The organism is Paenarthrobacter sp. TAF1 (assembly GCF_052113825.1).
Taxonomy (GTDB): Bacteria; Actinomycetota; Actinomycetes; order Actinomycetales; family Micrococcaceae; genus Arthrobacter; species Arthrobacter nicotinovorans.
Map to the genome: position 1 here is coordinate 114,780 of NZ_JBFRDO010000010.1, position 12,612 is coordinate 127,391.

The following is a 12,612-nucleotide window of genomic DNA, read 5'->3' on the forward strand; positions in this document are numbered from 1 at the left end:
TCTGTCAGAAGGCGGTCTACGGGGTTGGCGCCGTTTCCAGTGTCGCTACGTGTTTGCTGTCCGGAGCTGTGCGTGTTCACATCAATTCATGAGTTCTGCCCGCACCACCCGCATGATTTTGCAGCGGACTCGCCCTTGGATGCCAGAGGTGTGAAAGGAGCGGTAGCGGAGGCGATTGGCCGCTTTTGCGCAGCTTATTTGTCGCCCTTATTGCCGCAAAGCGATTTGTTCACGCTGCAAAGGCCCTGGGGATTTGTTTATGCGGTCCCAGGCGGCAGCAATGGGGTTCGATGACGCGCCGCCACGCTTCAGGGGCTGCAGGCGCTTGACTTGCTGTGCCTGTCATCCGAAAGACGGCATGAGGTCCTCGACGGTGAAGTCTTGAGAGAGGATGCTGGCGGCGTGGGCGTTCTCGACGAGTTCCTTGTCGAGCGCGGTCGTCCGCTCCTGCGGCTATGCAGCCCGCGAAGAGATAGAGGCGGAGCATCTCTGTACCTCTTAGGTCGAAATCTTAGACACCACTGCAGGAAGAAGAAGAACAACGTGGCGTGGGATACCGAGCGGACAAAGGCATTGTTGCTCATGGCTGCAGTCAATGAGTTCAGCACTAAGGGCCCTTCCGGTGCGTGTGGATCAGGTCGCAGCTGCTGCAGGTATCAACAAGGAGCGGATCTATCAGTACTTCGGCAGAAAAGAAGCGTTGTTTGGCGCGGTCCTTTCTGCCTAAATGCAGAGAGCAGCCGAGGAGCGATGCGTTATCCGTGGTGTGGGCCAGCGGTAATCGGTGAATACGCTGGAACTCTCTTCGACCTTCACATTAACCAGCCAGCCACTGCCCACCTTCTGTTCTGGGAAGGTCTGGAAAGGGGGATGCAAGCTCAGGTCACGGAAGACGGCAGGATCACAGCGGAAACCATGGTGCGCAGCCTTCAGCACGCACTGCCGGGAATACCCCTCGACCGCCGGGGACATCCTAATCACTCTTGTGACCCTCACTAGCGCAAGGGTCGTGCTTCCCCAAGTGGAGGAAATATTCGGAGGTCAAACACCAAACCGCTCGAATCAGCGTCGGGAGTACATTGTGCTTACTGCAACTCTCCTCGCTAAAGACGCAGCAGCGTCGCGACCATAGCGGAGACCATAAATGCACGGTTCCCAGAGGGCTACTGCTGCCTGATATTTGCGGCAAGCCAATCGCGTTACCCCCCTGCGCGCCGAGAACAGCGATGGCGTCCCTGCCCTGGTCACTCTGCAACCAAGTGAGCAAGGAATTGAAGTGATCACCAATCTCAAGCACCCGGTGATCTTTGCGGAATAGCCGCCACGGGCGACGGGGTGCTTTGGGGAGTCCTCGCGCGGACCAAAGAGTATGCGGTTAGTGGTTCCCCAACTGATCCTCGAAGGTTTAACCGCTGGGCTTTGCCGTGCCTTGGACTTGTTGGAGGGCGGAAATGCCGTGCTTTTCTACCCGCGGGGCTACGACCCTGCCAGCAAAGTCACGTAAGCGCTGGGGTTGAGTAGGGTCCCGGAGATTGAAGAATAACTCGGCCATTCCGCTGGCGGATGGAAGCGTGTTTGAGCCCATCCTCCCGTGGGGCCTCACGTAAGCTAAGTGGGTAGTGGGCACCCGGCGGAAGGAACACCCATGCCGAAGCTAGTAGACCACGCGTTGCGTCGCAGGGAAATTATCGAAGGCGTTTGGCGACTCATCGCTCGGAATGGTTTCGAAGGTACCACCATGCGCGACCTTGCGGCAGAGATGGGCCTCGCGTATGGCGCCGTGAACCACTACTTCCCTTCAAAAAACGATGTTCTGATCGCCAGTTACGAACATGTTTTCAAGATGACTCAGGATCGCTTCGAAAGAAAAGTTGGTTCCCGGACCGGAATCCAAGCGCTCTGGGTGCTGGCAAAGGAAATGATGCCAATCGGGGACGAAGCCCGATTGGAGGCGCGGGTTTTGCTCCCGTTCTGGGAGCGGTGCGCCTCTTCGGAACGGTTTTCCGCCGTTAACGCCGCTGGCCTGGCCGCCGTCAGTGACCTGTTTGTAGGATTGCTGGAAGATGCGAGCGACTCTGGGGATATTGCCCAGGGAGCGGATACTACTTCGCTTGCCAAGATGCTGTTAACGCTGATTTCCGGGGCCCAGGCCTTGGCCGTCCTCATGCCTGATCAGTATCCTTCCAGCGTCTTTGAGCAGATGCTGGGGGATTTCTTTGACCGTGAGATCGCCCCGGCTCATGCGCGATAAGGCCCAGTAAATCCGGTTCGGGTGAGTGATCTGAAGAGCGTGGTGGCGTTGCGGCTGATCTCCTCAATGGCGGCCCTGCTGACCGTGGCCGGGACATCGTCAACTGATTCGTACTGAGTGTCGGCTGCTGTGTGTGAGACAACTTTTACGCTGTAGCTGTCCAGCGTAGGTACGCCGAACATGTGTACACCGTCCTGGTCGCGAAGGAACGCCGGGAAAACGTCCGGTGCGTAGCGACTCGGATCGTTCGGCGCGAACCAAGTCAACGCGATGTCGGCGACTTTTACGACGTCGCATAGCTGCCGGCGCAGCTGCGTAGCCCACGATCGGGTCGTCACAAGAAAACATTTTGGGAAAACAGTGGAAACACCACGGGTCATTCTCTACGCTATGGTTCATCGAGTGATGAAAATAACGTGATTTCCCCCACCTTTGGAGGCACCATGACTGACCCGAGTCCGAGCCAAGAGGCTTCTGCACGCAACCCTGTTTCAACCATGCCCCCCTCGTCCTCTTCCCCTGCCAAACCGATCGAGCGCAGGCGTTTGCACGGTTCCCTTGGCACCGGAGCGATCGTGTTGATGGTGTTGGCGGCCGCCGCACCGCTATCGGTCATAGGCGGCCAGGTGCCGCTGGGGTTCATGATTGGGAACGGTGTAGGGGTGCCCAGCATGTTCGTGCTGGCGGCAACTATCCTTTTGCTGTTTGCGGTGGGCTTCACGCACATGACGAAGTTCATCCCCAAAACGGGGGCGTTCTTCATTTACATATCCTTTGGCCTTGCCAAGCCGCCGGGGCTAGCCGCGGCGTACCTTTCAATTTTCAGCTATCTCTGCATTGAAGTGGGTCTGGTCGGATATCTCGGTTCTGCGGCCAGCGAGAGCATTCGATCAGTCGGCGGACCGGAAATACCGTGGTGGTTCTTCGCTTTGGGTGCTCTTGCCGTGGTAGCCGCCGTCGGACTGCGCAATATTGATCTCAGCTCCAAGGTGCTGGCCGTCCTGCTTGTCGCGGAAATAGCGATCGTGTTGATTATTGTTTTTGCCATCATTGTGACGGGGGGAGACTCCGGCCTGAGCGCCGCACCATTTGAAGCCAGCCACATTCTGTCCGGTTCTCCGTCACTGGGTCTGATGTTTGCTCTTGCCGCATTCCTGGGCTTTGAGTCGACAGCGATTTTCCGGGATGAAGCCAAGCAGCCGAACAAGACGATTCCTCGTGCCACGTACTTAGCTGTGATTTTGGTGGGTCTGTTCTACACGCTCAGTTCCTGGGCCATGGTGGTGGCTTGGGGCCCCGACAATATCGTGACGATGGCCACTCAATACCCAGCGACGTTGATCATGGAAACGGCCAATCGTTACTTGGGCCCAGTGGCTGTAGTCATTATCAACGTATTGCTTTTCACCAGCGTCATCGCCGCTAGTCTTTCCTTCCATAACGTGGTAACCAGATACCTTCACTCCTTAGGTAGCCACGGGTTCCTCCCCAGATCGATTTCAGAAGTCGACAATCGCCACAACTCACCGCGACTGGCATCTCTCCTCACAAGTGGCGTTGCACTGACTGCAATATTGCTAGCGGGACTCTTCGGTCTCGACGGAGCAACTCAGGTGCTCGCTTGGACATCCGGGATGGCTACGTTCGGAATCGCCTTCCTGATGGCGGTTACGGCGCTTGCCGTCGTCGTCTTCTTCCTCCGAACACGTTTTGACCGGAATGTATGGAAAACGCTCATCGCTCCAGTCTTGGGCTTTGCGGGATTGGCTATTACCGCATACCTGATTGTGTCCAACTTCCCCCTCCTTGTGGGAGATATCGGTGCTGACGGAACTCCCCAGTTTGGTTCCACTTCCGTGCTCCTTCTCCTTTTGCTCGTCCCCATGCCCCTCTTTGGCCTTTGCCAGGCCTTGTGGATGCGACGGAGGAACAGAAGTCTCTACGCCTCTATTACCGACGTCGAAGACGATGCCGCCTAGCCACGGGAAGTGATTACTGCCCAATACCCATCCTGGCCACAGTAAGAAGCAAAAGGACCTCCCGCGCTTGTGCCGGAGCCCTAACGGGCTCGCACGGCGGGGGAGGTCCTTGAATTTTCCGCAGGTGCCCGTATTGCGTCAGGTGGATTCCAAGCTGAAACCGCTCACGAATAGCACAAGTCAGGCCGTCCCGGATTCCCGGAACGGCCTGATCTGTGACGTATTCGTTGTTTGGGGGAGCCCCGCGCTAGTGGCCTTGGAACGCCTCCGCCAGCCACCACGATCCGCCGTCGGACGCGATCTTTGCGTCGATCACGAGGGGCCGGTCCTGGGTTCCGGCTTGGTAGGCCGCGATCCACGGGCGCACAGCCTCCAGGTCCGCCACAGTCCGCACGGTGACTCCTTCCGTCCCGAACCCGCGGGCGATCGCGGCGATGTCCGTTTCCGGGAACACCACGCTGGAGAGCTCCGCCTGAGTGTGTTCGGACGCGAAGTGGTGGACCTCTGCACCGTAGGCGGCGTCGTTGTACACGATGCAGACCAGGGGCAGTTTCAGGCGGGCGGCGGTTTCGAGTTCGCTGATGCCCATGAGGAAGCCACCGTCTCCGGCGCCCAGCACGGGCAGCCGGTGTGGTTGGGCCAGGGCCGCGCCGATCGCTGTGTACAGGCCCAAGCCAATAGCCTGGAACGCTTGGGTGAAGCAGAACCCGTCCTCGTCCGGCACGGCGAGGTATTGGCTGGGGTAGCCCATGAAGTTGCCCGAATCCACGGCCACGATCCGCTCTGTGGGGAGTAGGGTGTCGAGTTCGCGGGTGAGGACGCGGGGATCGATGGCTGTTTCGGTGGACAGGTCTTCGGTGTCCACGTCCCGCCACCTGGAGCCCTGCTTGATGGCCAGGGCGTTGGCTTCAGTGCGGTACTTTTCAGCCGGCTCGGATTGCCCGGACCGCAGGGCCGCCAGCGCATCCGCGGCAGTCAGGGCTGAGTCCCCCAGCAGGCCGAGGGTGATGGGGCGGTTGGCGCCGAGCGCGGAATCTTCGACGTCGATTTGAACCACTTTGGTGCCGGCGGAGATGAGTCGCCCGTGCCGCATGGTCCACATGTTCAGCGCGCAGCCCCAGCCCACAATCAGGTCCGCGCTACTGATGAGCTCGGCCGTCAGCGGTGAGGAGAAACCGCCGGAAATTCCGAGGTTGTGGGTGTCGCCGTTGAACAGCCCGCTCGCCACGGCCGAGGTTGCCACGAGCGCACCTGCATGCCGCGCCAGCTCCAGGATTTCTTCCCGGGCGCCCCTGCCGCCACGTCCGGCGACGAACACGGGCCGTTCCGCCGCGGCGATCAGCGCCACCAGTTGCTGCACTCCGGCAGTATCCGGGCGGACCTTCAAGGGTTCAGGCACGACGACGGCACCCACCTCGTCCGCCGAACTGGCACCTTGGACATCCAGTGGGAGGCTCAGGACCACCGTGCGGCGCTCATTCACGGCTGTCCGGAAGGCCCTGACGGTGTCCGCGACAGCTGTGGCGGGGGAGTGGATGCGCTCGGCCACGGCGCCGACGCTTCGGGCCAGGGCGTCCTGGTCGATCTTGAAGTTGGACCTGGTGGCTGCGGCCTGGGTGTCGGCGGTGAGGACGATCATGGGGGTGCGGCTTTTCGCGGCTTCCCCGATCCCGGTGATCGCGTTGCTCAGCCCGCAGCCCTGATGGGTGGTCACCACACCCACTTTGCCGGACATCCGCGAGTACGCGTCCGCCATGGTGGCAGCGCCGCCCTCGTGCCGGGCCGCGGTGAAGGGAATGCCTTCGGCCATGAGGGTGCCGGTGACATCGAAGTTGCCGGAGCCCACCACGCCGAAAACGTGGCCGACGCCGAGCTTCGCCAGCGTCCTGCCTACCAGCGTTGACACCCGTACCTGCTCGCTCATGCTGTCTCCACCGCATCTTTTTCAATCAGTGCGTACACGCGGCTGGGGCTTCCCGTGCCGCCCACAATGGGCAACGGTGCAACCACCAACGTGGCACCGGTGATGGGGAGCCGGTCCACGTTCCGCAGCGACGTCACGCCGTACTTGTCCGCGCCCAGGAGGAACGAGTGCACGGGGAACATGGGGTCCAACGAACCGGCCTGACCGGCGTCGATGCCCACGGTCTCAACACCGAAACCGCTGATCGAGGCGTTTCCGGCGAGCCACTTGGCACCCGCGGCTGAGACCCCGGGAGTGTGGGGTCCGGCGTCGTCCGCGTTGACGAAAGCCGCCGCGTCCGTGCCGCGGGCCGCCCAACCGGTCCGGAAAATGACCCAGCAGTTCTCCGGAAAAGTGCCGTGCTCCTCCTGCCACTGCTCAAAGTGTTCCGGTTCCAGCAGGAAATCCGGGTTCGCGGAAACCTCGCCGGTCTTGTCGATCACCGCGACCGGCCCCATCAGGCGGTGTGGTTCTATCTGGTCCACTGACTTGCCGTCCTTGCCGGTGATCCAGTGCACCGGCGCGTCCAGGTGCGTTCCGGCGTGTTCACCCACGGTGACGTCGTTCCACGCCCAAGCCGGGCCGGCGTCGTCGAAATTACTGACCGGCGAAACGGACAATCCCACCGTGTTCGCGAACGGCTGCGGCAGGTTCAGGATGGGGGTTTCAGAACTCAGGGGCGTGGTGAGGTCGATGATTTCCACCGAACCACTCGAAAGGGCTGCAGTGAGCCCGGCCAGAACAGACATTGTTCTCCTATCAATTGCTCTTCATAAAGATGGGTTTAGAAAATGAGTTGTTTGTGTTTGGGCCGCATGTGCCGAGCCCTGTGGGGCTGGTGGGAGTGGATCGCGCCTGGGCCTCGTAGTCGTGGGGGAGGTCAACTCGAGGGGAGTTTCACGGATCCTAGGTTAGAAGTGGCTTATCCCAGAGCATGAGCGTGGTGCCGATTCCTCGTTCAAGGGCGTTCCGGTACACAACACTTGCCCACGCTACGTCTTCAACGGGCATCCCGCCGATAGCCAGCAGGATAATCTCTTCGTCGGAGACCCGGCCTGCTTCTCGGCCCGCAGCAATACTTCCGAGGTCCCCGATAGAACTCCGATCCATACGGCCAGAAGCGATCAGATCATTCCAGAGGACACCCAGGATGCCGACGATGTCGTGCGCTGGTGCGCCAAGTTCTTCTGCGTAGCTTTCGTACATACGCGAGCTGTCAGCAACGTTACGCGCTCTCTTCAGCACGAAGTCAGGGTCCAAGTTGATTGTCGCTGGCAGGCATATCAGAGCTCCGGGCTTTATCCATTGTTCCTCGATGAATGTGTAGTTCTCCGCACCGGCAGCGGTCGAGGTTGCGACGCTGACGATGTCGGATTCCCGCACTGCAGCTTCGGCGCTGTCGACTATGTCAATCTTGAGGTGCGGGAATCGTTCGGCTGCTCGGTTGACAAATGCCTTGGTTGAGCCTGCGCTGCGGCCGAACACCTTGACTACTTCGAGGCTGGGACGTGCTACCACGAAGGCCTCCAGTGAAGTCGAGTTCATCACCCCGGGGCCGATCATCCCGAGGACCCGCGCATTGTCAACGGCCAGAAGCCGGGCACCAACGCCGGGAATCGCTCCGGTGCGGTACGCACTCAGAAGGTTCGCCGACATCACAGCCAAGGGCGCGCCGGATTCTTTATCGGACAATGTGTACATGTGAATGGATCGGGGCCAACCTCGCTCCCGATTTGCGACGTTCGAGCCATACCATTTCGCCCCGATTGCATCGAAACTTCCCCCCAAGTATGCGGGCATCGCCATGAACCTGCGATCCGGTCCTGCCAGTGGCATGTTCGGGAATTCAGAGGTCTCGGGGAAGTCCAGAAAGACTCCGTGGGAGTTGCGGTTGGCACCGCCCATGATGTAGTCGCCAACACCTAGTGCGGAGAACATTTCGACCATGGTGTCCACGCAGGACGCCATGTCGGTAACACCCGCGGCCACCATGTCCTGCTCATTGAGGTACAGAAAATCTATGCGTTGATCAGTCATGTTTCCTCCAGTTGGGATCAAGGCTTGTTATTTTTCATCGCTTGATGAACCATAGCGTAGACCGAGGAACACAAAGTTTCTACGGGTTGGCTGATTTACCCGCAATCTTGTGAGGATATGGAGTTGGGAATGTACGAAGATTTCGATGTAGCGGTGATCGGTTTGGGCTCTGTGGGCTCCATGGCGATGTGGCAGCTGTGCACAGATACTGACCTGAAGGTTGTCGGCATAGAGCAATGGGGGGTGGGGCATGCCTATGGTTCATACGCCGGCGAATCCAGGGTTTTCCGCGCTGCGTACCACGAGGGCTGGCGTTACGTCCCCTTGCTCCTCCGATCCAGGGAATTGTGGCTGGACCTTGAGAAGAAGACGGGGCGGCATCTGTTTCTTGACGGTGGGATGTTGGCCGTGGACACCCCCGGGCACGCCCCCTATGAAACGACTCTCGAGAGCATCCGTCGGTTCGAACTCCCGCATCGTTTTTTCAGCACTACCGAGCTTCGGAAGACATATCCACAACACATCGTTACCGACGGGACGGAAGCAGTGCTTGACCTCCTGGGGGGCGGCATACGATCGGAAGTTGCTGTGCTGGCCGGAGTTCAAGCCGCAATAGCAGCTGGCGGGACGGTCATCGACGGCGAAGCGGTTTTGGGCATAGAGGAGCAGGGGGAAGCGATCGTTATTCGGCTCGCTACGCGGACTCTCCGTGTCGCGCAGGTGGTTGTCACCACCGGTTCGTGGGCAGCGCAGCTGCGCCCGCAGCTACGCGACGTCGTAAAAGTCGCCGACATCGCGTTGACATGGTTCGCGCCGAACGATCCGAGTCGCTACGCACCGGACGTTTTCCCGGCATTCCTTCGCGACCAGGACGGTGTTCACATGTTCGGAGTACCAACGCTGGACAGCTACAGCGTAAAAGTTGTCTCACACACAGCAGCCGACACCCAGTACGAATCAGTCGACGATGTCCCGGCCACGGTCAGCAGAGCCGCCATTGAGGAGATCAGCCGCAACGCCACCACCTTCTTCGCGGATCTCTCACCCGAACCGGTTCGTCACAGCATGCACCACGAGAGCGTTACGGTCAGCAGAGTACCCATCGTTGACCTGGACCCGAGCGGACGCATTGTGACCATCGCCGGGCTGTCAGGCCACGGCTTCAAATTTGCACCCGCTCTCGGCCAGCTCGCAACCAGCCTCCTGACCGGTGTCAACGATCCGCTGTACAGTGCCGATTTCGGCCTCTCAAACCACCCGGACCGGGTTGCGCACATCTCATAAGGGAAGGAAGTTAGTCATGAAGAAACGAAATCCAATGAGGTTCCCCCATGCGGCAGAAAACGCTCTGACCGCAGCCCTCCAAACTGGTGATCACTGCACTGCCACCGGCTGGTGGGCTGCCGACATGGACCCGCAATCAGCGAGGTTCATAGGAGAAGGAACTGTCATGCCTACACACCATGGCTCAGCCGCTAAATGGATCATTGCGAGTCCCGTATCCCGCTCCACGGAGCCGGGCACCGGGCGCCCGTGCTGAGTGGCGCACAGGAAACTTCTGACAGCAGAAAACCACGAAGCTGACCTGCTCCCAAAACTTTCCCTGAGAGCAGATCAGCACGTCCCAATTCCATGGATATAGGGAAGGAGCGGCACGGTTCATAACCGTGCGAGACTCGAAACGATCGTCAAGCATGGTAGTAGGCGTCGGCCGAGGCGTTAGGCATGGCAGGCCCTAAATTTCGCAGAACTCGCCTTGCGCGTAGCCAAGACGTTTCATGTACGGGCAGAATAATCGCCACCGCGGTGCTAGAGGAGCGTAGCGTCTTCAGGCTGATCGGTTTCCCGCCGGAACGCGGATCGGTCAGGAAGTCACCAATGACAGCAGGGGGCTACTGCGGCGGAAAATAAGCCATAAACGGCTGAAAGCGATTACCGCCCACGCAAGGATGGCGAGCCACTTCCCGGTGGCCGGGTCGTGGACGCCGTGGTGCCGCCGTCGGAAGTAGCCTGCCACTCACTGCCGATCAGAAGTTTGCGAGGGACGGATGCCGGAAGTTCCGGTGGGGGAGTCGTATGTGGATACTAATGGGTGGTGCAGGAGCGAGATGATGGTTTCAACGCCGATCTCTTGGAAGTGTTGGCTTTCACGGTGGGCTTGGAAGTCTGCAGCCGTGCGGTAAGACTCGAGAATGACGAATTTTTGTGGATCTTCGACGCCTCGGAAGTATTCATAGCGGAGATTCCCGTCCTTCTGCCTGCTGGCTTCGGCAAGGCGCCGCAAGTGGGCCAATACATCGTTTTCGGAGCCGGGGGTAGTTTTGTAGGTTGCCACCACCTCAAAAGTAGTGTCGGGTACGTGTAATTTCTTTCTCGGATGAAATGGTTGAACGCAGCGGTGGTTGTCCCGACCAGGGCGGGGCCGGGACAACCACTAGTTTTGGGACTGTATAACCACTTAGGAGGTGCCGCTGCCGCATTGTGTACCTGGACTGTGGGTTCGATGCCGTCCACGCCAACGACTTCACGCCATGCTTCCAAGCCTGCCTGGAAGGCAACAATGCCGGCCTCTGGCAGCAAGATTTCGATGGCTTCGAGGATCTCTGTCGATGTCAGTCCCGGGTCCAGGGCTACACGGATGTGGCTTTGGATGTGGCCCTTGGCGGCCCGCATCACGGTGAGGCTGACGATGAAGATCAGTTCTTTGGTTTTGCGGTCCAGGGTGCGCTGTGAGCGGGGATTCGGTTTCCCGCAGAAGCATCCCGTTGACGCGTTCGTAGTGCCTAACGAGTTCGGTGTGATCCGGGCTCTTTGCTTCCAGGTGGCCGCGCGCAGTCTGAGCCGTTGCTTCGGCCGCAAGGACAACGGGGGCTTCGATCGAATGGTCGGAGAAGATGCTGCGGGCGATGCGAAGGTCCTTGAGCATGAGATCCATGGCGAATCCCGAGTCGAACTTTCGGGTGAGGATATGGCGGGGGTATTTGACCTCGGTTGCCTGGCTGCGTCCGGTGGAGCCATTGATGATTTTGACCATGTTTTCGGGCTTGCTGCCTACTGCCGCGGCGGCGCAGAGGTTTTCTGCCGCAGCGGACAGGTTGGCCGCCGAAAGCAGATTGTTCAGCGCCTTGGCGGCATGACCGGTCCCTGTCTTTCCCACGTGCACGATGTTGGAACCCATGGGTTGCAGATGCGGTGAGGCGGCATCGAACGCCTCTGTTGTCCCACCGGCCATGATGGCTAGCTCACCGGTGATGGCACGCGCCACACCACCTGAGACTGGGGCGTCGACGTAGGCGATGCCCCTGTATCAGCTTCTTCCGCGAGTGCGTCGGTGCTGCCCGGTTCCGATGATCCCATGTCGATGATCATCGAGGAGGATCCTTCGGGGCGAACCTGGCGCGCACCCAGGGTGCACGCTAAACGCGGATCCCGTCTGAGGGGATCCGCGTGACGGTCACGGCGGCGTCGGGACATGCGGCATCCGCTGCACGTGCTCTTGGGTAGCGCATCGACGCGCCGAAATTGCAAATACATGCGGCGACCGCAGGCAGCTTGCCCGTGGCAGTCACTTGGGTACTGTGCTATGCCAGGGTGCTCCTGCGGTAAGTCTCGCGCAGCTCGGTCTTGCGGATTTTTCCGCTGGCCGTGCGAGGCAGATCCTGGACGATATCGACAGTCCGCGGGATCTTGTACCGCGCCAGTTTTCCGTCCAGGTGCGCGACGATGTCTTCCCTGGTGACAGAGCGTCCCTCGGAGGGAACGATAACGGCGTGAACGGACTCACCCCACTTCTCGTCGGGGACCCCAATGACCGCTACGGAGGCCACTGAAGGCAGTTCCATGATGGCCTGCTCGACCTGGGCGGCGTATATGTTTTCCCCGCCGGAAATGATCATGTCCTTGATCCTGTCGGCGATGTATAAGAACCCCTGGTCATCGACGTAGCCCATGTCGCCGGACTTGAGCCAGCTTCCGTCTTGAAAGGAACTCGCCGTGGCGTCGAGCCTGTTCCAGTATCCGGGGATGACGTTGGGGCCCTGGATGAGTATCTCCCCGACCTCATTTCCAACTGCGTCCCGGCCTTCGGCGTTAACAATTCGGATATCGGTGAAAAAGTGCGGAAGCCCGGCCGACCCTGCCTTCTCCCGGGAGTAACGGGGTTGAAGCGATGTGGCGCCCGGGGAAGTTTCGGTCATGCCGTATCCGCCGGAGAACGACAGTCCACGAGCCTCGTAGGCGTCGAGCACGCGCATGGGGACCGCCGATCCGCCGCAGGTGAGCATGCGGATCGAGGAAAGATCGGTGGAATGCCAGTTCGGATCTTCGCTCAGCATTTGGTAAGTCGTGGGCACCCCGGAAAGCGTGGTGATGCCGTGGTGTTC

The 12,612-nt window shown here is 59.9% G+C and carries 10 protein-coding genes and 2 pseudogenes; 4 read left to right on the forward strand and 8 right to left on the reverse strand.

Annotated features, from left to right (window positions below; translation table 11 throughout):
* The first annotated feature begins 595 nt into the window (after positions 1–595).
* Together AB4Y81_RS14240 and AB4Y81_RS14245 are read left to right on the forward strand one after the other, a co-directional pair.
* A complete protein-coding gene (locus tag AB4Y81_RS14240) occupies positions 596–727 on the forward strand; it encodes a TetR family transcriptional regulator (RefSeq protein WP_434326541.1) in 132 nt (43 codons plus the stop codon).
* Positions 728–1,645: 918 nt separating this feature from the next.
* Positions 1,646–2,251 (forward strand): TetR/AcrR family transcriptional regulator, encoded by a 606-nt coding sequence (locus AB4Y81_RS14245; RefSeq protein WP_441996126.1) that lies wholly within the window; start codon positions 1,646–1,648, stop codon positions 2,249–2,251.
* Here AB4Y81_RS14245 and AB4Y81_RS14250 read toward each other — a convergent pair.
* Complete coding sequence (locus tag AB4Y81_RS14250) at positions 2,239–2,589, reverse strand: hypothetical protein (protein ID WP_434326543.1); 351 nt, start codon at positions 2,587–2,589, stop codon at positions 2,239–2,241. The genes AB4Y81_RS14245 and AB4Y81_RS14250 overlap by 13 nt on opposite strands.
* Positions 2,590–2,694: 105 nt before the next feature.
* Between AB4Y81_RS14250 and AB4Y81_RS14255 the strand changes: the two genes are divergently transcribed.
* Positions 2,695–4,230 (forward strand): APC family permease, encoded by a 1,536-nt coding sequence (locus tag AB4Y81_RS14255; RefSeq protein ID WP_434326544.1) that lies wholly within the window; start codon positions 2,695–2,697, stop codon positions 4,228–4,230.
* A gap of 247 nt (positions 4,231–4,477) precedes the next feature.
* On the opposite strand, the gene AB4Y81_RS14260 is transcribed toward AB4Y81_RS14255, so the two are convergent.
* The 3 genes from AB4Y81_RS14260 to AB4Y81_RS14270 all read right to left on the reverse strand — a co-directional run bounded on the left by AB4Y81_RS14260 (position 4,478) and on the right by AB4Y81_RS14270 (position 8,230).
* Complete coding sequence (locus AB4Y81_RS14260; protein WP_441996127.1) at positions 4,478–6,154, reverse strand: thiamine pyrophosphate-binding protein; 1,677 nt, start codon at positions 6,152–6,154, stop codon at positions 4,478–4,480.
* Positions 6,151–6,942 carry a cyclase family protein gene (locus AB4Y81_RS14265; protein WP_434326546.1) on the reverse strand — a complete coding sequence of 264 codons (792 nt, stop codon included), beginning with the start codon at positions 6,940–6,942 and terminating at the stop codon, positions 6,151–6,153. Before AB4Y81_RS14265 ends, AB4Y81_RS14260 begins: the two co-directional genes overlap by 4 nt.
* A gap of 157 nt (positions 6,943–7,099) precedes the next feature.
* Positions 7,100–8,230, reverse strand: coding sequence for a tyramine oxidase subunit B (locus AB4Y81_RS14270; protein ID WP_441996128.1), 1,131 nt, complete (start codon positions 8,228–8,230; stop codon positions 7,100–7,102).
* A 129-nt stretch (positions 8,231–8,359) separates the two neighbouring features.
* On the opposite strand from AB4Y81_RS14270, the gene AB4Y81_RS14275 reads away from it, so the two are divergent.
* Positions 8,360–9,514 (forward strand): FAD-dependent oxidoreductase, encoded by a 1,155-nt coding sequence (locus AB4Y81_RS14275; protein ID WP_441996129.1) that lies wholly within the window; start codon positions 8,360–8,362, stop codon positions 9,512–9,514.
* Positions 9,515–10,247: 733 nt separating this feature from the next.
* Here AB4Y81_RS14275 and AB4Y81_RS14280 read toward each other — a convergent pair.
* The 4 genes and pseudogenes from AB4Y81_RS14280 to AB4Y81_RS14295 form a co-directional block, all read right to left on the reverse strand.
* A complete protein-coding gene (locus tag AB4Y81_RS14280) occupies positions 10,248–10,565 on the reverse strand; it encodes a putative quinol monooxygenase (protein WP_434326549.1) in 318 nt (105 codons plus the stop codon).
* A gap of 248 nt (positions 10,566–10,813) precedes the next feature.
* Positions 10,814–10,903 (reverse strand): annotated as a pseudogene (locus tag AB4Y81_RS14285) (carboxymuconolactone decarboxylase family protein); the annotation flags it as partial.
* A gap of 163 nt (positions 10,904–11,066) precedes the next feature.
* Positions 11,067–11,495, reverse strand: a pseudogene (locus AB4Y81_RS14290) (NAD-binding protein); the annotation flags it as partial.
* Positions 11,496–11,811: 316 nt separating this feature from the next.
* On the reverse strand, positions 11,812–12,612 hold an 801-nt coding region (locus AB4Y81_RS14295; RefSeq protein WP_441996130.1), incomplete at its 5' end, for an AMP-binding protein.